This window comes from Desulfotruncus arcticus DSM 17038, from assembly GCF_900113335.1.
Taxonomy (GTDB): Bacteria; Bacillota; Desulfotomaculia; order Desulfotomaculales; family Desulfallaceae; genus Desulfotruncus; species Desulfotruncus arcticus.
On the sequence record NZ_FOOX01000023.1, the window covers coordinates 27,937 to 49,648 of the forward strand.

General features: G+C 43.3%; 26 protein-coding genes and 1 tRNA gene. 17 read left to right on the plus strand and 10 right to left on the minus strand.

The features are described from left to right. Nucleotides 1–6: 6 nt before the first annotated feature. Nucleotides 7–213 (minus strand): DUF1657 domain-containing protein, encoded by a 207-nt coding sequence (locus tag BM056_RS22765; RefSeq protein WP_092474913.1) that lies wholly within the window; start codon nt 211–213, stop codon nt 7–9. Between the two features lie 73 nt (nt 214–286). Between BM056_RS22765 and BM056_RS27730 the strand changes: the two genes are divergently transcribed. The 3 genes from BM056_RS27730 to BM056_RS22775 all read left to right on the plus strand — a co-directional run bounded on the left by BM056_RS27730 (nt 287) and on the right by BM056_RS22775 (nt 1,562). Beyond that, nucleotides 287–439, plus strand: a complete 153-nt coding sequence (locus BM056_RS27730; protein WP_114319312.1) for a DegV family protein — start codon at nt 287–289, stop codon at nt 437–439. A 153-nt stretch (nt 440–592) separates the two neighbouring features. Then, complete coding sequence (locus BM056_RS22770; RefSeq protein WP_238456619.1) at nt 593–1,045, plus strand: universal stress protein; 453 nt, start codon at nt 593–595, stop codon at nt 1,043–1,045. 262 nt (nt 1,046–1,307) lie between these two features. Next, on the plus strand, nt 1,308–1,562 hold the full coding sequence (locus tag BM056_RS22775) for a hypothetical protein (RefSeq protein WP_092474918.1): 255 nt from the start codon (nt 1,308–1,310) through the stop codon (nt 1,560–1,562). A gap of 15 nt (nt 1,563–1,577) precedes the next feature. On the opposite strand, the gene BM056_RS22780 is transcribed toward BM056_RS22775, so the two are convergent. After that, the gene (locus BM056_RS22780) at nt 1,578–1,790 is read right to left on the minus strand and encodes a transcriptional regulator (protein WP_092474921.1); all 213 of its coding nucleotides are present in this window, start codon (nt 1,788–1,790) and stop codon (nt 1,578–1,580) included. Between the two features lie 196 nt (nt 1,791–1,986). Between BM056_RS22780 and BM056_RS22785 the strand changes: the two genes are divergently transcribed. Beyond that, a tRNA-Thr gene (locus BM056_RS22785) sits at nt 1,987–2,061 on the plus strand. A gap of 207 nt (nt 2,062–2,268) precedes the next feature. After that, entirely contained in the window at nt 2,269–2,916 is a 648-nt protein-coding gene (locus tag BM056_RS22790; RefSeq protein ID WP_092474924.1) for a superoxide dismutase, read from the plus strand. Nucleotides 2,917–2,926: 10 nt separating this feature from the next. Here BM056_RS22790 and BM056_RS22795 read toward each other — a convergent pair whose 3' ends face one another. The 4 genes from BM056_RS22795 to BM056_RS22810 form a co-directional block, all read right to left on the minus strand. Beyond that, complete coding sequence (locus BM056_RS22795; RefSeq protein WP_092474929.1) at nt 2,927–3,250, minus strand: YnfA family protein; 324 nt, start codon at nt 3,248–3,250, stop codon at nt 2,927–2,929. Then, entirely contained in the window at nt 3,247–3,603 is a 357-nt protein-coding gene (locus BM056_RS22800) for a YnfA family protein (protein WP_092474934.1), read from the minus strand. The genes BM056_RS22795 and BM056_RS22800 overlap by 4 nt, the downstream gene beginning before the upstream one ends. A 1-nt stretch (nt 3,604) precedes the next feature. After that, a complete protein-coding gene (locus BM056_RS22805; RefSeq protein WP_092474937.1) occupies nt 3,605–4,843 on the minus strand; it encodes an MFS transporter in 1,239 nt (412 codons plus the stop codon). A gap of 171 nt (nt 4,844–5,014) precedes the next feature. Next, the gene (locus BM056_RS22810; RefSeq protein ID WP_092474941.1) at nt 5,015–5,251 is read right to left on the minus strand and encodes a hypothetical protein; all 237 of its coding nucleotides are present in this window, start codon (nt 5,249–5,251) and stop codon (nt 5,015–5,017) included. A 281-nt stretch (nt 5,252–5,532) separates the two neighbouring features. Here BM056_RS22810 and BM056_RS22815 point away from each other — a divergent pair, with 281 nt between their 5' ends. Continuing rightward, a complete protein-coding gene (locus BM056_RS22815) occupies nt 5,533–7,140 on the plus strand; it encodes a peptide chain release factor 3 (protein WP_092474944.1) in 1,608 nt (535 codons plus the stop codon). Nucleotides 7,141–7,209: 69 nt separating this feature from the next. Here BM056_RS22815 and BM056_RS27435 read toward each other — a convergent pair whose 3' ends face one another. Together BM056_RS27435 and BM056_RS22820 are read right to left on the minus strand one after the other, a co-directional pair. Further along, on the minus strand, nt 7,210–7,338 hold the full coding sequence (locus tag BM056_RS27435) for a hypothetical protein (protein WP_274377584.1): 129 nt from the start codon (nt 7,336–7,338) through the stop codon (nt 7,210–7,212). A 91-nt stretch (nt 7,339–7,429) separates the two neighbouring features. Next, a complete protein-coding gene (locus BM056_RS22820) occupies nt 7,430–7,789 on the minus strand; it encodes a DUF2512 family protein (RefSeq protein WP_092474946.1) in 360 nt (119 codons plus the stop codon). Nucleotides 7,790–8,023: 234 nt separating this feature from the next. Here BM056_RS22820 and BM056_RS22825 point away from each other — a divergent pair, with 234 nt between their 5' ends. The 10 genes from BM056_RS22825 (at nt 8,024) to BM056_RS22870 (ending at nt 18,593) form a co-directional block, all read left to right on the plus strand. Further along, complete coding sequence (locus BM056_RS22825) at nt 8,024–8,572, plus strand: SiaB family protein kinase (protein ID WP_092474949.1); 549 nt, start codon at nt 8,024–8,026, stop codon at nt 8,570–8,572. A 22-nt stretch (nt 8,573–8,594) separates the two neighbouring features. Next, complete coding sequence (locus tag BM056_RS22830) at nt 8,595–8,981, plus strand: DUF1987 domain-containing protein (protein ID WP_092474952.1); 387 nt, start codon at nt 8,595–8,597, stop codon at nt 8,979–8,981. 143 nt (nt 8,982–9,124) lie between these two features. Beyond that, entirely contained in the window at nt 9,125–10,849 is a 1,725-nt protein-coding gene (locus BM056_RS22835; RefSeq protein WP_238456620.1) for a SpoIIE family protein phosphatase, read from the plus strand. A 25-nt stretch (nt 10,850–10,874) separates the two neighbouring features. Continuing rightward, on the plus strand, nt 10,875–12,473 hold the full coding sequence (locus BM056_RS22840; RefSeq protein WP_092474959.1) for a sensor domain-containing diguanylate cyclase/phosphohydrolase: 1,599 nt from the start codon (nt 10,875–10,877) through the stop codon (nt 12,471–12,473). Between the two features lie 202 nt (nt 12,474–12,675). Further along, nucleotides 12,676–12,912 carry a spore coat associated protein CotJA gene (locus BM056_RS22845; RefSeq protein WP_238456621.1) on the plus strand — a complete coding sequence of 79 codons (237 nt, stop codon included), beginning with the start codon at nt 12,676–12,678 and terminating at the stop codon, nt 12,910–12,912. 4 nt (nt 12,913–12,916) lie between these two features. Then, nucleotides 12,917–13,180 carry a spore coat protein CotJB gene (locus BM056_RS22850; RefSeq protein ID WP_092474967.1) on the plus strand — a complete coding sequence of 88 codons (264 nt, stop codon included), beginning with the start codon at nt 12,917–12,919 and terminating at the stop codon, nt 13,178–13,180. Nucleotides 13,181–13,210: 30 nt separating this feature from the next. Next, complete coding sequence (locus tag BM056_RS22855; RefSeq protein WP_092474970.1) at nt 13,211–13,783, plus strand: manganese catalase family protein; 573 nt, start codon at nt 13,211–13,213, stop codon at nt 13,781–13,783. A gap of 278 nt (nt 13,784–14,061) precedes the next feature. Continuing rightward, complete coding sequence (locus BM056_RS22860; protein ID WP_131820824.1) at nt 14,062–15,930, plus strand: sensor histidine kinase; 1,869 nt, start codon at nt 14,062–14,064, stop codon at nt 15,928–15,930. A gap of 48 nt (nt 15,931–15,978) precedes the next feature. Next, a complete protein-coding gene (locus tag BM056_RS22865) occupies nt 15,979–16,416 on the plus strand; it encodes a response regulator (protein WP_092474978.1) in 438 nt (145 codons plus the stop codon). Between the two features lie 5 nt (nt 16,417–16,421). Then, nucleotides 16,422–18,593, plus strand: a complete 2,172-nt coding sequence (locus BM056_RS22870) for a PAS domain S-box protein (RefSeq protein WP_092474981.1) — start codon at nt 16,422–16,424, stop codon at nt 18,591–18,593. 21 nt (nt 18,594–18,614) lie between these two features. Here BM056_RS22870 and BM056_RS22875 read toward each other — a convergent pair whose 3' ends face one another. Continuing rightward, on the minus strand, nt 18,615–18,797 hold the full coding sequence (locus BM056_RS22875) for an acyl-CoA dehydrogenase family protein (protein WP_165613679.1): 183 nt from the start codon (nt 18,795–18,797) through the stop codon (nt 18,615–18,617). A gap of 56 nt (nt 18,798–18,853) precedes the next feature. Between BM056_RS22875 and BM056_RS22880 the strand changes: the two genes are divergently transcribed. After that, nucleotides 18,854–20,104 (plus strand): acyl-CoA dehydrogenase family protein, encoded by a 1,251-nt coding sequence (locus tag BM056_RS22880; protein WP_092474987.1) that lies wholly within the window; start codon nt 18,854–18,856, stop codon nt 20,102–20,104. 163 nt (nt 20,105–20,267) lie between these two features. Here BM056_RS22880 and BM056_RS22885 read toward each other — a convergent pair whose 3' ends face one another. Next, nucleotides 20,268–21,704: a flotillin family protein gene (locus BM056_RS22885; protein ID WP_238456622.1), complete on the minus strand. Its 1,437-nt coding sequence runs from the start codon at nt 21,702–21,704 to the stop codon at nt 20,268–20,270. Nucleotides 21,705–21,712: the final 8 nt, after the last annotated feature.

The following is a 21,712-nucleotide window of genomic DNA, read 5'->3' on the forward strand; positions in this document are numbered from 1 at the left end:
TTTCAGCTAAAACCCCTTATATTGGGGCTCCTCGCTTTCCATTGCAGTGACCCTTGGCTCCAGACTGTCAATAATGGTTTGAGTTTGTTGGGCCGCATTGGAATATAAGTTCTTGGCCTGCTGGTTCTGCGTTTGCATAGCGAAACTTTCCATATTTGCCTGTGCACTCTTTAAAGCAGCCAGGGTTTGCTTAACCTGAGTGGAAACTGTCAACATTAATCCCCCCAATAAATTTTAACTAAACCAATGTTATTAATACCCTTAATTCAATTTTTTATTACTATTAATCCACGGCAACGACAGCGCATCTCTTTCTCTTCTTGAACAAAAAATTAATCAAAAGATTGACAATGATAATATAATTAATTCTGAATTCGTCTCTGTCATAGGAACGCATGTCGGCCCCAATGTGATCGGTTTGGCCTATTATAGCCTGTAATTTTCATCAAACTTTAGCTAAAACCCCTTTCTTTAGGGGCTTAATTTTGTGTTGATGTAATGCCGGTAATTTTTAAAAAAATACAGTGCAATTTTTAATAATTGTGATTGACATCACTTTCACAGACTATTATAATTTAATCAATTAACAATAGTGAAATATAACACAAAGGAGTTGGAGGTTGTGTATAAAAAAATTCTAGTCGCAGTAGACGGCTCAGACATATCACAAAAAGCCATTAAACAAGCAGCAGAATTGGCTTTAAAGTTTGAAGCCACGATTACCTTGTTTCATGTGGTAGCACCACTACCCTCAACAATAAGGACCAGCATTTACGAACAACAATTAATTGATGGAATTATAGAAGAAGGCAACCATACACTGGATGAAGCCAAAAATGATCTGATCTCATTTAATGTTCAGGTTGATACCGACATGATAGTTGGAGATCCGTCAACTGAAATAATCACCAAGGCCAAGAAAGGGCAATACGATCTGGTTGTAATCGGCAACCGCGGTCTTGGGGCATTAAGCGGTTTTATTATGGGAAGTGTTAGCAGGCGTGTCGTTCGTCACGCATCCTGCCCGGTTCTTATTGTAAGGTAATAAGGAATGTAATTTTGCATTAAATTTTTAATAGCATAATCATTTCCCCCTCTCCCAGATCCCCGAAAGGGGGTTTTTTTTGTTCGCAATGAAGTCGGGACCAAATTCAACAAATCAAAAGAAATAACCTATCATAATAAAACTTTGTGCTTAAAAAAGAATTTTTATCTATAAGCTAAATTTAAAAAATTTTACATATTTTGTTAATAGATAATTAATATCTCTTCCATATATTTTTTAAAAGCCTAAGGAGGGAACTAAGATGTCATATAGCAAAGAATTAAGCTTGATCCTTGCGATAAAAAACCTTGTTTCAATAATTAGGGATAACACCGAATTAACTATAGAAATTGACCACCCCAGATGGGCAAAAAACAACCTGCAAGAGATCGTTATCGGTCTGGAGATTGTTTTACTGGCCCTTGGTGACATGGAGGAACTCTATAATAAATACCATATTAAACATTATAATATTGGGATCAAGGAACCATCCCTAAAAGTGCTAAAAACCCAATAATGCATAATGATTCCACTACCAGGGGACTTTATTCAAACTATCCCCTCTTAAAACAGGTGTAATTTTGGTTTTCAAAGGCTCAGGCACATCCTTTAATTTCATATCGTCTACTTTTAATATGTCTATAGTATCCAATTTTAATTTCCAGGCTACCTCTTTTGCCGTCAGGTTCTGGTTCTTTCTCAGTTGCCTGACCGTTTTATTTTGCATGCCAAATGAGAATATCATTATATCACCGCCAAAATTATATGATTCTCTTTTATATATTAATAATTTCTTCAATTGTTAATAAGGTACCTGTATTACAATACAGGAAATTTTACCAGCTTTTGTGGTAAAATTAATAAATCTCTTTATTACCATAACTAGTTTCTTGACAGAAACAAGTAAAAATATTATCATATACATTGCGCAATTTTATATTGCCGGCGTGGCTCAGGGGTAGAGCAGCGCACTCGTAATGCGCAGGTCGTCGGTTCAAATCCGACCGTCGGCTCCACTAATGCCAAGGCCTCCGGGGTTTTCCCCGGAGGCCTTGGCATTTTATTACGACCCACGCTATAAACCGACTCTGCCTGCTCACTTCGCATTCCCACTGCCAGTTAGACTGCATGCCATCTAACGCCGGGATAAACGCAACAAATTTTTTAGAGATGAATATAATATTGGGAAACATAGCTATTATAACAAGAGGGGGTTATTGATTATGAATTATTATGCTGTACCACCCGGCGGCCACCAGTTACCGCCACTACCGTATGCCTATAACGCTCTTGAGCCGGTGATCAGTTCCAAAACATTGACCTACCACCACAACCGTCACCATAAAGCTTACGTTGAAGGATTAAATAAGGCTGAATTAAAGTTAGTAGAAGCACGGCAGAACAAGGATTTTTCTCTGGTAAAACATTGGGCACGAGAGCTGGCTTTCAATGGTTCGGGCCATATACTGCACAGTATCTACTGGACGATAATGGCCGCCATCGGTCAGGGCGGGCAGCCTGGCTCCCAGACACAGGCTAATATAAATTATTATTTCGGTAATTTTTTAAATTTCAGGGAGCAGTTCACAAAGGCTGCTGAACAGGTGGAAGCATCCGGCTGGGCGGTGCTAATTTGGCAGCCGGCCTGGAGACACATGGAGATTCTCACTGCCGAAAAGCATCAGAATCTGACCCAGTGGGGTGGCATACCCATTCTGGTGTTGGATGTATGGGAGCATGCCTATTACCTCGATTATCAGTACCGGCGCGGGGACTATGTAAAAGCCTGGTGGCAGTTAGTTAACTGGTATGAGGTAGAAAAGAGATTGTTATGGGCAATGCAGGCACAGGTGCCATTAAACATGACGTAGGGTTTTTATATTACCTTGGAGTCCAGATAATTATTGCAGCGCCGATAAGAGCAACGCAAGAACCGGCCCAGTCATATTTGTCGGGCTTTTTTTTGTCAATGAACCATCCCCATAACAAGGACAAAACAATAAAAACGCCGCCGTAGGCCGCATATACCCTGCCGAAATGAGGGTATTCCTGTAAGGTTGGTATAACACCATATACTACCAGGATCACAGCCCCGATAATACCCAGCCATAGCCCCTTTTGCTCGCGCAGCCACAACCAAACCAAATACCCACCGCCTATTTCGGCCAAACCGGCCAGGACAAAGAGCACCGCTGATTTAATCATTGGCCGGCAGCCTCCCTTTCCTGTCCCCTGCGAGGGGACCACAAGATTATTGCCGTTCCAATTAAAGCCACAAATGTGCCAAGCCAATCATAATAATCGGGAGTTACCCCGTCAACCCACCAGCCCCATAAAATGGACATGATTATAAACACGCCCCCGTACGCTGCGTATATACGCCCAAAATCGGGAAAATTCTGCAGTGTGGGTATCACCCCGTAGACTATCAATACCACACCGCCGGTTAGGCCCCAGATTACACCTGCCCCTTCCCGCAGCCAGATCCAAATTAAATAGCCACCTGCGATTTCGGCCAAACCGGCCAGAATAAAAAGAATTATTGACCTGAAAAACATATTAGCCTCCATTTGTATGTTTATTATTGTTTTCACGCAAGCAAAAGCCCAGAAAAAGACCAACTGCCAATACCGCTGCAACTCCGGCGGTAACACCCGGCCACCCCCGGTAATGCCATAAAAAACCCAGCCCGGTACTGCCAAAACTGCCGCCTGTATAATAAAAAACAAGGTATAATCCCATTGCACCCGCCCTAGCCTCCACTGCTTTGGCATTAACCCAGGCACTGGCCGCAGCATGAGTGGCAAAAAATCCAAAGCTAAAAACCAGAAGCCCCCCAATAATCACCCACAACGAAGGCATAGCCAAGATAAGCAACCCGGCGAGGGCAATGCTTACCCCCAGAATAACCGCCGCCCTGTTTCCGACTACGTCGATAAACCTCCCCGCGACGGTGGAACTAACTGTACCGGACAGGTAAGTTAGGAAAATCCACCCTAAAGCAGTCGGTGAGAGGTTGTATAACGGCCCGCTCAGCCGGAAGGTAATGTAATTGTAGATGCCCACAAAGGAAAACATAATCACAAAAGCTATACCGTAAGCCTTTAACAGAGCCGGATTTTTTAAATGCCCTAAAAGGTCTGCCGCGCTTTTTTTAAGACCGGCCGGCCGGGGCGAAAAGTGTTTGGAAGGTGGTAGTAAATAGTAAAAAAAAATCACCCCCAGCACCCCTATAGCCCCCATAACCACGAAGGACATCCGCCAGGAGTAGGCATCCGCCATCATGCCGCTGATTATCCGCCCGCTCATGCCGCCAATTGAATTGCCGCTGATATATAAGCCTACTGCCAGCCCCAGCGCCCTGGGTGAAAACTCTTCACCCAGGTAAGCCATAGCCACTGAGGGCAAGCCAGCCAAAAAAATTCCCTGGGCAATTCGAATAAGCAACAGCATATTAAATGACGTAACCAGGGGAGCCAGCAGGGCAGGCACAGCCGCAAGGGCCATAGTCCACAACATTACCGGACGGCGTCCCAAGGCGTCTGATACCGGACCTAAAATAAGCATGGTTAAACCCAGTGCGAATATTGTTAGGGAAATGGTAAGACTGGACGCAGCAGGTGACACTTTAAACTCTTCAACCAGTAGGGGCAGCAGTGGCTGTGTTATATAAACATTGGCAAAGGTTAAAAAAGATGCGATAAACAGAGCCAGAGTAGCTCGCCAAAATATGGCGCTACCGGGCAAAAAATATTCCGGCTTCGACTTCATACTACTATCCGCTTGTAAAAGTGTCATAAATATTAACTCCGTTTTACTCCATTATACATAATAAAGCCGGATGTAAACATTCCCTTCACGGCGCTATATGCTTGGACATCACTTGATATTGCATGATTTTCGTGCATTTTCAAGCAAACAATAATAAAAATTTGATTCTAACAGAGCAAAATCAGCATGGTTATGCAGTTAACCTTGCATTAACCGCATTAGTGAAATTAAAGAAATTAGGTTATAACCCGTTTTTTGCCCCTTTTTATTAATATGACTTAAAAATTCGGCAAAAAATTCTTCCCAAAGACCGATAACTGCTCCTCTTTGCTCATTGTCAAGAAGCGGTATGCTGATATCTACTGCATCTTTTAGCAAATTCAAAGCTTGATCGATTTTTGATTGGATTATATATAATTCGTCCTGATTTGCCATTTAAACGTCCTCCAATAAATTCATTTTCCTTATTCATGTGTTAAGATATGATGAATTCCAGCAACTGGTTCTAAATTATTCAGGTTTATTAACAGATTTGTCCACAAAACAGAAAATTCTGTTAATAACTTGGATGTGTTTGTCAGCATTAGAACCTGTCACGCAGTTCAAATTCTTGATCATAATCGGGCAAATAGTGTATAGTTGTAATGCACAATATGCCATATCTTTATCAAGTTGCCTCATAAATGTTAAAATACAACTTTCATCAGGAGGTATTAATGCTACAGCAACCTGCCCCAAAAAACCTAAACGAACTTGTGTTTGAAGTATCCCGGCGTCGTACCTTTGCGATAATCTCACACCCGGACGCGGGCAAAACCACTTTAACCGAAAAACTGCTGCTTTATGCAGGCGCCGTAGACCTGGCCGGCGCTGTACGCGCCCGTAAAAATCAGCACCATGCCACCTCCGACTGGATGGAATTGGAGCAACAGCGGGGCATCTCAATAACTACCGCCGCCCTGCAGTTTGATTATATGGGATACCGGATCAACCTGCTGGACACCCCTGGACACCAGGACTTCAGCGAGGATACTTACCGGACACTAATGGTTACGGACAGTGCGGTGATGGTGCTGGACAGCGCCAAGGGAATTGAACCACAGACTAAAAAATTGTTCCAGGTATGCCGGCTGCGCCACACACCAATTCTTACCTTTATAAATAAGCTGGACCGCCCGGGACAGGATCCACTGGGCCTACTGGACGAAATTGAACAAACACTGGGAATCGGAGCGGTTCCAATGAACTGGCCCATCGGCAACGGGCCTACTTTTAAGGGTGTTTATGATCTTATCAACAAACAGGTGCTGCTTTTTGAGCGGACCGAACACGGCCAGCGCAGAGCGCCCGTTCAGGTTCACGACATCCATGACTCGGCGCTGGCCGGTTTGCTCGGAGAAATTGAATACAGGCAGCTGGTAGAGGAAACAGAGCTTCTGGACGCGGCAGGCGCGTCTTTCAGCCGGGAAATGTTTTTGGCCGGTGAGGTTACACCGGTGTTTTTCGGCAGTGCCATTAATAATTTCGGACTGGAATCTTTTTTGCGGGCACTCATTGATTTTGCGCCGGCACCAGGGCCGCGTGCCAGCGACCAGGGTATGATTGAACCAGACCACCAGGATTTTTCCGGACAAATTTTTAAAATCCAGGCTAACATGGACCCGATGCACAGAGACCGGGTTGCTTTTCTGCGGGTGTGCTCCGGCCGTTTCGAAAAGGATATGCTGCTGCATCATTCCCGGCTGGGGCGCAAAGTGCGCATGCCCCGTGCATACCGCTTCTTTGCCCGGGAACGAGAAATAGTTGAGGAGGCTTACCCGGGTGATGTGGTAGGATTGGCCAACCCCGGCCTTTTTAACATAGGTGACACGTTATGTTCAGGTAAACTCATCAAATTTGACTCCATACCGCGTTTTCAGCCTGAACATTTTTGCATTCTCCACAATCAGCAGATTGCCAAGTATAAGCAATTTAACAAGGGGCTTGAACAGTTGGAAGAGGAAGGGGCCATCCAGGTACTGTTCTTACGTGACAGTTTGCGCAAAGAACCTATTCTGGCGGCGGTGGGAGAACTTCAATTTGACGTGGTGGTGGCACGATTGAAGGCAGAGTATGGCGTTGATACCTCGGTAGAAAGACTGCCCTTTTCGTGTGCCCGCTGGGTCGAATGTGGCCCCGGGGAAGAAAACGGTATAATCTGGCCCATGAGCAGCAAACTGGCCCAGGACCGGGACGAAAGACTGGTGGTGCTGTTCCAGTCTGAATGGAACTTAAACTACTGCCAGGAAAAAAACCCCGGTATTGTTTTCAAAGAATTAGGCTAAACGATAATCTGTTACCTAACATGACAAGCGCGCTAAATCAGTTCCTTTAGCGCGCTTGTGTCAGTGCTTTTAAATATTTTTAGTACCCTGATCGTTAAAAGCGGTAGTTTGCTTATTACTGCTTTCTAATGTGATATCTTCACCTGGGACTTTAATAGTTTTCTTTTCTTTATTGTATTTCTTTTTGGACTTGGCCACGTTTAAAACCTCCTTTTTGGATTGCGTGTATTATGTCCGTTTTCTAAAAAAAGAACCAATCCCCGCCCGCACGAAGATTGATTCTTACAGCTTACGGTTCAACCTCTGGCGATGCTTTAAGATACTGGTGGAAGAAATATTCTCCTACGGCAATTAGCAAAGCAAATAAAACCAGGGAAGCAAAAGTTGTATCAAAAAATCTGGTCAAAGCATCAATTATAAAGGCCACCAGGGCAGCTAGAACACCATCACCAATAGAAGCCACTATGTTTCCGAATTTGGGAAGAACATAAAGATCCCCCAACAGATAATTTAAAGCAGTACCTACAAGGCTAACTACAAATACCCAAAACCAAGTAGCGTTACCCATGTTTAATAACTCGAAAACAATGGCCGCCATGACAAAAGTCATAATGAATTTAATTATTAATGCCGTAGATGTTTTGCTCATTACAACACCCCCCTTTTGCATTTATCATTTCCCCGATTATTTTTTTTAAACAAAAAAAACTAAAAACCTCAGCTTTTTTACATGCCCTACTTATCGAATACCACACCTATATTTCCATAGTTATTTTGGCATTTTTTCAAATAAACCTCAAAATTTTATCAAATAAACAGGAAATTTTAATGATAACAACTAATTTGTACATAAAAAGGAGTTTGCACAGAGGGAGGTTTGTAAATGAATCCCAAGTTACTCGCGTTGCAAAAACAGTTGAGAGAAGACGGTGTTCTCATTAGTTTTTCAGGTAAATTTTCGCAGGAAATAATAGAAGAATTGGGCGAAGCACTTAAAAAATATTTGGAAACAGAAGATCAACCTAAAACTGATATTTTCAATATTTTTTCTATCTTTATTGAGCAAACACAAAATATAAAGAATTATTGCGCCAGTGGAAATTTTATAGACGCCTATGAGCAAATTGCCAACTCCTGTATTGTTATTATTGGCAATACAGCTAATAACGGAAAATATATTTGCTCCGGCAATATAATAGTAAATAGTGACTTAGAAAAACTCCAAAGTACTATAAGCGCAGTAACCAGCCTGAATAAAGAAGAACTGAAAAAATTATATAAACAAAAATTAAAGCAGGAGCTTCCCCCTGACAGCACAAGTGCCGGGATAGGCCTTATTGACATCGCCAGAAAGGCCAGTCAGCCACTACAATACTCCATAGTTGATATAGATGAACAGTTTTCTTTTTTTACCTTAAAAGCAATAGTCTAGAGAGTCATTGGGGGGATATACCTTGAAAAAATTAATTATTAGTGAAACCAAAAGCACACCGGAAATAAATTTTAACCCGGATAACAATATACTTTCCATAAGCGGGCAGTCATATCCTGAAAATGCATTTAAATTTTATGAGCCGGTTTTTCAATGGATTGATGGGTATCTAGCGGAATTGCACACGAAGGCCACTGTTAAGATTGATTTCAAACTGCCTTATATCAATACCAGCAGTTCAAAATGCATTATGATGCTGCTGGAAAAATTTGATGCCGCCTTTTTATCAGGTAAAAATATAGCACTAAACTGGTATTATGATGTTGATAATGAAAGTGAATTAGAATGTGCCGAAGAATTCAAAGAAGATACGAAACTGTCATTCAACATCGTACCGCGTGAGGGTTAACACATAGTAAATTAACAAAGCTAGTAACGAGGTTTAGATGGATGGAACTAAAAAATCAAAGTAAAATTGCACCCGACTCGGATATTATAAAAATAATTTCATTTGCCAGCATTATTATTATTTTTTCTATCTGCTTAACTGGCTTGATTACATATCGCATTACTAAAAATGAAGTTGTTCATAAACTAAAAAACCAGGACCTTGTAAATATCTCTGAATCTATATCTTATAAAATCGACAGTCGTATAGAACGGGCCAAGGAAATCTCTCTGCTGCTGGCCAAAGATCCACAAATAATTGATTGGGTCAAGAATGGTGAGGCAAATAAACTACAAACAGACTATGCTTTAAAAAAAATAAATACCCTGGTAGCTGATTTTGGTTATACCAATTCTTTTATAGTTAGCGCGATAACAAACCACTACTGGGACGAAAACGGCAAAATAATTGATACGATGAGCCAGAGCGACCCTGATGACGATTGGTTCTTCAAAACGCTTGCTTCCCCGGAATCAATCACCATACAGTACGATTACAACCAGGAAAGAAAAGATACCTTTGTTTTTGTAGACGCTTTAATGGGCGGTACTGACCAGCCCATCGCCATTACCGGAGTGGGATTAGGGCTTAAAGATATGGCCCAAGAGCTTCAGCAATACAAACATAGTAAAAATAGCAATGTTTGGTTAATTGACCGGCAAGGTGATATCTATCTATCTGATAACGTGGAACATAGCGGGAAAAATATACAAAATTTTATACCGCGAGAGGTAAAAGAGAAAATATTACATAGTTTGAGTGACAACCAATCAGTCCATTACACCTTTGAATACCAAAACAGTAAATTTGGTTTAACAGACTTAATCGTTTATCCCTTAAACTCTACACAGTGGTACCTGCTGTCACAAATACCAAGGAGCGCATCCATTACTTTTCTGGATACCATTAAGCTAAATACCTTTCTGGCCTCTTTAATTGTATTGATTTCTATCACTTTCTTTTTCTACTTTGTAACAAATAAACTGGTCAACCCTTACAAAAAAGCCGTAGAATTAAACCTGGAACTCGAGCAAAAGGTTTTGGCTAGAACACTGGAGCTAAAGGAAAAAAATGAAAAATTAACTGATAGTATTGATTATGCCCGGAGAATCCAAAAATCAGTTTTGCCTTCAAGTGAAACTTTAACTGAAGTATTTCAAGATTATTTTTTAATCTGGCAGCCCAGGGATATGGTGGGCGGAGATTTTTACTGGATCAAAAAGTTCAGTTCAGGTTTCTTTGTGGCCATTGGAGACTGCACCGGGCATGGTGTTCCGGGAGCTCTTATGAGTATGCTGTCAATTACGCTATTGAATCAAATTGTAACCGGCGCAGAAGAAAAGCCTTCTGAGATTATTCAAAAATTAAATTACTTGATCAAACAGACGTTAAAACAACAGGACAGGAACTCATTAACCGATGATGGGTTGGATATCGGAATTTGTTTTATTGGTATTGATAATAACCTTACTTTCGCCGGGGCTAAATTTTCACTTTATATTAAGAGCGGCCAGGAATTAAAAGTGCTGAAAGGAAATAGAAAAAGCGCCGGTTACATTATGACAAGCGAGGAATATAATTTTACAGAAAGTGTTGTTAAATTTAACAACAACGACCTTTTTTATATTACTTCAGATGGTTATATCGATCAAAATGGTGGTGCAAAAAATTATTGTTTTGGCAAAAGGAACTTTATAGGATTAATTAATAAGCACTACCAGGAACCCCTATTTAAACAGCGCGAAATATTTTTAAAAGAGCTTTCAGAATATATGGGGGATGAATCTCAAAGAGATGATATAACCTTACTGGCTTTTAAGGTTATATAATATCCTGGAAAGGCGGGTTGCATCTTTGGGTAGCCAGCAAGATAGATCGCTGTTTAATGAAGAAATGAGCATTTTGGAATCCTGCACCGACGATATAGCAAGCAATAATTATTCAAATAGTGAATTACTGCCCAAATACAAAAAGCTAGTTGATAATTATAAAAAATTATTAAAATTTACCAAGAAAGTAGTAAAAATAAGCGATGCCCAGGGAAAAACATTAAAAGATAGGGAATATAAAATAAAAAGTTTACTGGATAATTCAAACCAGGGTTTTTTATCCTTTGGAAAAGACCTCCTTGTTGACGAGGAGTACAGCGTTGAATGCATTAGAATTTTTGATAAAAAAATAAAAAAAGATAACATAGCATTATTGCTGAGCGATAACTATGAACAGCAGCAATACTACACCAATGCTTTTAGCTCTGCTTTCCGGGAGAAAAGTGAAGAGCGATTAAAACTATTGCCAACCAGAATTAACATCAACAACAGGCATATTGATGTTAGATATAAGTTAATTGATTGGCTCGAAGAAGACTATGCAATTCTTATTATTCTAACGGATATTACTGAAAAAATTAAAACTGAAGCTAAGGTTAAATATTTAAGCGAACACGACAGTTTAACTTCTTTATATAATAGATTTTATATAGATAAACAAATTCCCCAGATTATTACCACCGCTAACTTACCAATAAGTATTATTTTAGCTGATATGAACGGACTAAAATTAACTAATGATGTTTTTGGGCATCAAAAGGGTGACGAGTTAATTGTTAGTGTAGCAAAAATTTTTAGAACGTGCTGCCGTGCAAAAGATATTATTGCCCGCTGGGGCGGTGATGAATTTTTAATTATCCTTCCTGCTACCGGGCCATCTGACTGCCAGAAAATAGTGGAAGATATTAATGCCGCATGCCGTGAAGCCTGCCGTGATGTTGTAGATATTAGCTTTTCCATTGGAACCGCTACGATGGCCGGCTTAAACCAGAATATTACTGATTTATTCGCTGTAGCAGAGAGCAGAATGTATAAAAATAAACTATTGAGCCAAAAAACAGTAAGAATGAACATTGTCAAAAAAATGGCAACTGTTCTGGAAACAAGGTCTATTATACCGTCAGGTCATATTATCAGAGCAAAAGAAATAGCCGGCAAGTTTGCTGACCTTTTAGGCTATGGTGCTGAATCCATCGAAAAGAACAATCTTATGCTGGTGGCCACATTACACGATGTCGGCAAATTGGCAATCCCTGAAGATATTCTAAAAAAACCAGGGCCACTGACTCCCAGAGAATGGGAAATTGTTAAGAATTGCAGTGAAATTGGGTATAGAATGGCGCAGTCAATTGGTGAGCCGGGCGTGGCCGAAACGATACTGTCTTTGCGGGAAAGTTGGGACGGTACCGGCTATCCAAACGGCTTAAAGGGAGAACAAATACCTTATCTTTCCAGGATTTTTGCTATTATAGATGCTTTTGATCTGATGACAAGTGACCGTGTATATCGCAGTGCCATCAGCCAAGATGAGGCTCTGGCGGAAATCCGCAGTCAAAGCGGATTACAGTTTGACCCCACTCTGAGCAACTTGTTTTGCTCCCACTTTGGCTTCGATATTTCTTAAATAGGTGCAAAAGCAAAAAGGGTCTTTTATAGGCCCTTTTTGCTTTACCATTTCACACTCTCTTATTTTCCGCCTCACACCCACACTCCGTAAACATGCATCTTTTTGATGAATTAAACATGTTTTTTACTTCATATTGGAACAAAGCACCTATAACTGAATATATTGTTAAACATAATGTAATATTTTGGAGGTATGTCTTTTGAGCAAGGAAAAACAACAACCAGACACCAATCCCAAAACGGCCAATGCCCCAAATACCAGTCAATATGCCGGCTATTACCCTGGCAGCCCGAATATACCTGGTTTAGAGCTTGCCAGGGCTTATATCCCTATTCAAAGGCTTGGTGGGCAACTATATCCACCGGCTGTGGCTTTAGAAAAAGGAACATTATTCCCTGAATTGTATAGGCCATGGCCTGCTAAGGTTGGGAGGTGATTTTATGGCCGATTACAATCAAGCCAAAATGCTACTGGAAATACAGCAATTATCATTCGTTGCAGTTGAATTGAATTTATATTTGGATACTCACCCCGAAGACCAGCAAGCACTGGCATTATATAACAGTACACACCAGAGCTTGATGCAATGTGTAAGAAAATATGAAAGTATTTATGGCCCTTTAGTTAATTTTGGTTACTCCCCCGCCATGCAAAATTATTGGAAATGGGTGGATAGCCCGTGGCCCTGGGAAATTAAATATTAATGTTATAAAAAGAAGAAAGGAATTGTAAAAATGTGGCTATATGAAAAAAAACTGCAATATCCAGTAAAGGTTAGTGCTCCTAACCCGCGTCTGGCTAAATATGTCATCACCCAGTATGGCGGGCCGGAAGGGGAGTCATCGGCTGCACTTCGCTATTTAAATATGCGTTATACAATGCCAACAGGTAAAGCAAAGGGTGTTTTAACCGACATTGGAACAGAAGAAATGGCCCATATGGAAATCATAGCAACGCTTGTCTATAAACTGCTGGAAGGTGCCCCGGTAGAAGCCATTAAAGCTGCGGATTTAGGCGCCCATTACGCAGACCACGGCAAGTCATTATACTGGGAAAACGCTGCCGGGGTGCCCTGGATTGCAGCGTATGTTTCAGCTACGGATGATCCGGTTGCCGACCTGCATGAAAACCTGGCCGCGGAACAGAAAGCCAGGGCGGTTTATGAAAACCTGATTAAATTATCTGACGACCCCCTGGTTACTGATGTTTTGCGATTCTTAAGGGAGAGAGAAATTGTACACTACCAGCGGTTTGGTGAAACTTTAATGGAAGTTGAGGAGTATTGCCGCCAGAAAAAGATTTTTTAAACAAGTTTACAAAGCCTGACGATATAAAAACGTCAGGCTTTGTATATCCCCTTAATTAAATTTCTGATATCCATCGGCCCAATTAAGGCTGAGGAATCCCAATTCCTGTTTAAGTAGTATTCTAGTATTTTTATATGCAAAAAAAGGAATTAACAAGTTAGGTGTCAAAAATAATAGATAATTTGGTGAATATGAATTTTTTTTGCTTGTAAAAATGGATCGGGGGAAGAGCATTGGATTGCGGCTTTTTTAAAAAGCGAATTCACATAAAAAGAAGCATGCAGTTAAAACAAGTTACCCTGCGCCTCACCCAGGCGGAAAAGAATTTAAAAAATATCGAATGGCTGTTAACCCGTTCAAACACCCGGCAAAACAATGGGGCTAAAGTTTTGGGACAACCCTACGGCAGCCTAGCCGAGCTTAATACCTGCCGCCGTATTTTGAACGCAGTGGGAGAGGAAATCTTACACAGGGTTGCCCACGATTATTTGGACTTAATGGAGACCGCATCGGCCATTTACGAAAAAAACGGGGACTATGCCATGGACACTTTCACTTCCGGTTGGTGCCGCTTCCTTAACCAGGCCTCGTTTAATCTTTGCCACACGACTGATAATAAGAAAGCACTGACTTCTGGCAAATGGCACTGCCATGAATCATGTTGGACAGAATCCGCCAAGGTTGCTATTGAAACAGCTAAGCCTGTTGACATTGAGTGCCGCGGAGGGATTCGCATTTATGCGGTTCCATTAGTGGCAAAGGGTGAAGCAATCGGTGCCATCAACTTTGCCTACGGCAGCCCGCCCACAGATCATAACAGATTGCAGGAGATTGCAGAGCTTTATCGCGTGCCAACCGATAAACTGATGCAATTGGCCGTTACGTACCTGCACCGGCCGCCTTATATTATAGATATTGCCAAGCAGCGACTACATACTTCGGCTATACTCATTAGCACCATTGTTGAACGCAAAGAAATGGAAGATGAGTTTAAAAGGGTTAACCAAAAATTAGTGCAGGAAATCGCCGAGCGCAAAGTAATTGAGGCAGAACTGCGGGAAAGCAGGGAAATCTACCGCTCGTTATTTAATAATTGCCCGGAAGCGATACTGCTTACCGACCCGGATGACGGTAGAATTTATGCCGCCAATCACGGGGCCTGTCAAATTTTTGGTTATACAGAGAAGGAGTTGCTCGAAATCAACAGAGATAGCATTGTTGATCTGGCAGACCCCAGATTGCCGCTTTTCCGGGCAGAAAAGGCATGTAAGGGTTCCGCTAAAGGAGAATTAGATTACAAACGCAAAAACGGTACAATTTTCCCCGGTGAAGTAACAGCTGCTTTATTTATAGATAAAAATGGCTATCCCCGGGCAACAATGGTCATACGTGACATTACCCAGCGCAAACAGGATGAACAGAAAATATGGCAACTGAACCAAAATTTACAGCGGCGGGCCATGGAATTGGAGGTTATCAATAAAGAACTGGCATCTTTTAGCTATTCCGTCTCTCATGATTTACGAAGCCCTTTGCGGAGCATTGACGGCTTCAGCCAGGTATTATTAGAGGATTATGCCGATAAATTAGATAGCCAGGGCCGGGATTATTTACGGCGTGTGCGGCAAGCCAGTCAACGCATGGGACAACTGATTGACGATTTATTAAAACTTTCGCGGGTCACCAGACAGGAGTTAACTTTGAGTAACGTGGACCTGACTGCACTGGCCTGGCAGATCATCGCCAATTTGCATGATAAACAGCCCGAGCGCTCAGTGGAATGCGTTATTACCCCGGGCATGACTGTTCAAGGCGATGCAAGGCTGATCAAGATTGCACTGGAAAACCTGCTGGGTAATGCCTGGAAGTTTACCGACAAGGTCCTTAACTCAAAAATTGAATTCGGCGTCCTGGAACAAAAAGGCAAAACTGTTTATTACATAAGTGATAACGGCGCAGGCTTTGAAATGGAATACTCAAGCAAGATGTTCGGAGCCTTCCAGCGTCTCCACAACATGAATGAATTTCCGGGCAACGGCATTGGGCTGGCCACCGTCCAGCGCATCATCCACCGCCACGGGGGACAGGTTTGGGCTAAGGGCACAGTTAACCAAGGGGCAATTTTTTACTTTACGTTAAAAGTCTAACGCCAATAAACCGCCTTAATCAAAATATGCAACAGGAGGTAATCTATCATGGACAAAAACATTATCTTATTAGTTGAGGACAACCCCGATGATGTGGAATTGACCAGGCGGGCGCTCAGGAAAAACAATTTAATTAATGAAATTATCGTAGCTCAGAATGGAGCGGAAGCGCTGGATTATCTGTTCGGTACCGGCGCATATACAGACCGGGACATTAATACTACGCCGACACTGGTTTTACTTGACCTAAAGCTGCCCAAAATTGACGGTCTGGAAGTATTAAGGAGAATTCGCGCCGACGAGCGGACCAAATACCTTTCGGTCGTAATTCTCACTTCCTCCAGCGAAGAACAAGATATTATCAGCAGTTATGATTTAGGAGCCAACAGCTATGTCCGCAAGCCGGTTGATTTCAATCAATTCACCGAGGCGGTGCGGCAGTTGGGACTCTACTGGATGGTTCTTAATGAGATTCCGCGGAGGTAAGTTTTATGGCCGAAAAACTTTTACGCGTCTTAATTGTGGAGGATTCAGAAGACGACATGCTGTTGCTGCTGCGGGAACTGCGGCGTGGTGGTTATGATCCCGCTTATGAGCAGGTATGGACGGGGCCTGCGATGTCAAAGGCACTGGAAACGCGCGAATGGGATTTAATCATCAGCGATTATGTTATGCCGTCCTTTAACGGGCTGACTGCTTTAAAGCTGATGAAAGAACATGGCTATGAAGTGCCTTTTATTATTTTATCCGGTCAGATTTCCGAAGAAATTGCCGTAGAAACAATGAAGGCAGGTGCACATGATTACATCTTCAAGGGGAATATGGGCAGGCTCATCCCGGCCATCGACCGGGAACTGCGCGAAGCCGAAGTCCGCAGGGAAAACAGGTTAGTTGGGAAAAAACTGCAGGCTTCGGAAGAACGTTTTTATAAAATATTTAATGCCAGCCCGGATTTAATGATTATTATTGATTTAGAGACACAAAAGATCATTGAGGTTAACGAAAGCTGGCTTAAAGTTACCGGCCTGCGCAGGGAAAGCGTTATTGGCCGTACCCGGAATGAATTCAACATGCCTACATTATTAGAAGACCTACAAAAGCTGTGGCATTTGCTCCTGGAACAGGGAGAAGTTCATAACCTTGAAATGCCCCTATACAATAACATTGCTAAAACGGGCATCCTTCTGGTGTCGGCTAACATAATTGATTTGGATGACAGAAAGTGCGTTTTAATATTGGCCAAAGAAATTACCAAGTACAAACAGATGGAAGAGGAAGTACAAAACAGCCGGATTCGCTACAGTACTGTTTTTAATCACGCTATTATCGGAATGGCCGTGCTGAATGCAGAAGGTCTAATTCTGGAAAGCAACCCGGCTTTGCAAAGTTTACTGGGTTACAGTGAACAAGAGCTTAGGGGAATCGCTTTTACGGAGTTAACTCACCCGGATGACATAAAAAAAGACCTGGATCTTTACAGCAAACTGATAGCTGGTAAATGGGACCAGTACCAGTTGGAAAAGCGATACATTCGAAAGGACGGCAAAATGCTCTGGGCGAAACTATCAGCTTCTGTTGTACGCAGTTCACTGGGCGATCCTGTTTTTATTATTCGCATGGTGGAAAATATTACCGAAAGAAAACATGCGGAAAAGGAACTGGACAATTTTTTTGACCTGTCGCTGGACATGCTTTGTATTTTTGATACGAAAGGTTATGTACACCGCATTAATTCCGCAATTGAAAAGATACTCGGGTACACCAAAGACGATTTGATAGCCAGACAAATAACAGATTTTGTACATCCGGAGGATCTGGAAAAGACAAAAGGTTTATACCAGCATCTTAATGCCGGAAAGCCGGTCATAAAACTCAATAACCGTTATTTCTGTAGAGACGGCTCTACAAAATGGCTGGAATGGGTGGCTGTTTATGACCCGACACAAGAATTAATATATGCCGTGGCCCGCGATGTTACCGAGCGAAAGCAGTTGGAAAAGGAAATGCTCAGGTTGGAACGTCTCAATCTGGTGGGAGAAATGGCCGCGGGCATCAGCCACGAGGTCAGAAACCCCATGACCACCATCCGGGGCTTTTTGCAATTATTGTCCGGCAAAGAGGAATGTGCTCATTATAAAGGCTATTATAACCTGATGATTGAAGAATTGGACCGGGCCAACTCCATTATCACCGAATTTCTCTCCCTGGGTAGAAATAAAGAAACAAAGCTGAAAATGCAAAATTTAAATGACATAATTACTACTCTGCTGCCGTTAATCCAGGCCGACGCCATGCGAATGGACAAGTATATTGAAACCCAATTGAATGCCGTACCCGATTTAATGCTTAATGACAAAGAGCTCCGGCAGTTAATTCTTAACCTCACCCGCAACGGGCTGGAAGCCATGCCCCAAAGCGGAGTGGTTACCATAAGCACCTACACAACCGGACAAGGTGTATGCCTGGAGGTGCAAGATCAGGGGAAAGGGATGTCACCAGAAGTTATCGAGAAGTTAGGTACACCTTTTTTTACCACTAAAGACCAGGGTACGGGACTGGGGATGGCAGTGTGCTACGGGATAGCAGCCCGCCACAATGCCAGGATAGGTGTTACCTCCGGAACCGGCGGCACTACCTTTATCGTACGGTTCCCGGCGGGATAAGACAACTATATGAGTCCTTTTTCACATCTGGGAGGCCATGACAGTTTTTTGGATATTGTTTGTACCTTCGATTAAGGACATCACCCTGGCATCTCGCAAGTATTTTTCGACCGGACACCCTTTAAGATAGCCCCGCCCACCACAAATATCCATAGCCGCGGCGGCAGCTTCCTGGGCAATACTGCTGCCGGCAAGCTTGGCCAACAGTTTTAACCAAATATTATTGTTTTGTTTACCGGGATTAAGAGAGGAGAATAATTGTGTTTGACTTTATACTTACTGAAGAACAGAAAAAAATTCGCGAAGAAGTCAGGGAACTGGTTAAATGGGTGCCCCGCCAAATGATTATGGACATGGATCAGGACAAGATCCGTTTTCCCAAGGAGTTTTTACAGGAAGCCGGTAGGCGCAACCTGCTGGGCTGTCGCTACCCCAAACAGTGGGGCGGCCGGGATATGGACTGGGTAACCACCTGCATGATAATGGAAGAGGTGGGGACCCTGGGCTACATCTTTGCCTGCGTCTTTGGCGTAGGCGCGGAACTTGTTTGTGACGCCATCATCCTGCACGGAACCGACGAGCAAAAAGAAAAGTACGTCCAACCACTGCTGGCCGGTGATTTATTTGCCGCCGAATGTCTCACCGAGCCGCGAGCCGGTTCCGACTTCTTCGGCACATCCTCTATTGCGGAAGACAAAGGAGACTACTTTGTGCTGAACGGGCAGAAGCGTTTCATCGTTGGCGCAGAGGGCGCCGACTTCTTCCTGGTTTACGCCCGCACGGATTTTGACCCCAAAGCCCACCCGCATAAAGCGCTGACTTGCTTTATCGTTGACCGCGGGCCGGGCGTTGAAGTGGAATACCTTTACGGGTTAATGGGGTGCCGCGGCGGCGGTGCCGGGCGTATTGTCTTTAAGGATGTGAAAGTGCCCAAAGAAAATATTGTCGGCAGGTTTAACGGCGCCTATGCCGTATTTAATACGATGATGATCCCTGAGCGTCTCGGCACTGCTGCCATGACCATCGGCGCCGCTCGCCCCGCTCTGGAAATCGCAACCCAGTACACTTCCCGGCGCAAGGCCTTTGGCCAGGTCATCAACCAGTTCCAGGGAGTCAGCTTCCAGGTGGCCGAGGCGGCCATACTGCTGGACGCCGCCCGTTCGATAATTTATACCACCAGCCGGGCCGTCGATGCCAAAGAGGAGATGAACCTGATCCGGCGCATGGTCAGCGAAACCAAAAAGTTTGTAACCGAATCCTGCCAAAAGGTTGCCAAAAACGCCATGCAGGTGATGGGCGGAATCGGTTATACCAACGTGTTCCCGGTAGAGCGCATTGTGCGTGACCTGGGTCTGGCCTCAATCTGGACCGGCACCAACGAGGTGATGTCATTAATCACCGCCCACGAGTGGTACCGCGAGTACCATCAAAATTTAAAAGCCCGCCAGGCCAGGAACTACGAGTTAGATGCCGCGGAAGCCGAAGCCGCGGATGAGAAAATTTACGAATAATTCCCGACAGACCTGCCCCTTTTTTAGGGTTCAGGCCTTTTATTTATAAGCGCTCATAGTTAAGCCGCCCACAAGTGGAGCGGCTTTTTTGTTTCAAGTACCGGTTAAAGAAGTTTAATATTCCCACCGCAGCTATAAACTTTGTTCAACTGATTAGTTATTATTACATAGTTTCCTGTGCCAGGCCTCCTTCTTGTTTCACTGCCTGACCTTCTACCGTTTGGCCCGACATACCTTTTTTAAAGAGGTCCATTAAATCATATCCGGTAAGACCCTTTACAGTTTCAGGCAAGGTTGATAAAATATCCGTTACATAGCCTGAAACCTTGGCAGCCCCGTGCCCCTGGCCGCTGCCCGAATCAACGATAACTATTTTCTCAACTTTGGAAAGCGGTTCGGCAATACTCTTTGCGATTTCGGGCAGTTTGTCAATTATCATTTGCGCTACAGCCGCATCGTTGTACTGCTTGAACGCTTCTGCTTTTTTAAGCAGGATTTGAGCCTCTGCTTCACCTTTTTTGCGAATTACTTCAACCTCTGCCTCACCTTCAATCTTTTTGGCCTGGGCATTGGCCTCACCAAGCAGCCTAATACTTTCCGCCTTTGCCTGCGCATCCTGAATGTTCTTGAATTTAACAGCCTCCGCCTGTTTTTCCTGGCTATACTTTTCAGCATCTGCCTGTAATTTCATTGTCGCCTGAAGCTCCCTCTCCCTGCGCAGTGACTCTTGTTCGGCTAACTCAATTTCCTTTTTCTTTCTAACAATCTCGATCTGCATCTTTTCCTGCTCCACACTTTGCTGCACCTTGCTGGCCTCTGTATCGTAGGCCAGGTCTGCACCGGCCTTTTTAGTTTCCTGCTCCTGTCTGTACTGGTGAACTTTCAGCTCTTTTTCCTTGGTGGCTTCAGCTATTTGCGTTTCGGCAATCAGCCTTGCTTCCTCACCCAACCTGTTGGCTTCAGCAGTTTTAATATGGGTTTCTTTCATCGCTTCCGCTTCGGCTATGTCCGCATCCCGTTTTACTTCTGCGATTCTTTTCTTGCCCAGTGCCTCCAGGTAACCATTGTCATCTGAAATATCCCGGATAGTAAAAGCCTTAATCTCCAAACCCATTTCAGCCAGGTCCACAGCGGCCACTTCCTGCACCTGGGAGGCGAATTTTTCCCGGTCTTTGTATATTTCTTCAACAGTAAGCTTGGAAATAATCTCCCTCAATTTGCCTTCCAGCACGTCTTTGGCAGTATCTTTAATTACGGCAATGGTATCCGCCTCTTTACCCGTATTAAACTGTTCCAGCGCTGAAAGGATGGATTCCTTGTCGGACTTAACCTTAATCACTGCCACACCGTCGGCCTTGATATCGACACCCTGCTCAGTCAGCGCGCCCCTGGTTTCGACGCTGATTTTCATATTCTCCAGTGATATCCTGTCAGATCGCTCCAACAGCGGGATGACAAACCCGCCACCGCCGGAAATCACCCTTTTTTTCAAACCGGTTACCACCAGGGCCTTATCCTGGGGAACCTTCTTCCACATAGTTGCCACACTTAGAGAAAGCAGGATTATTACTGCAACAATAACAAATGCTGTTAGATACACACGCATAA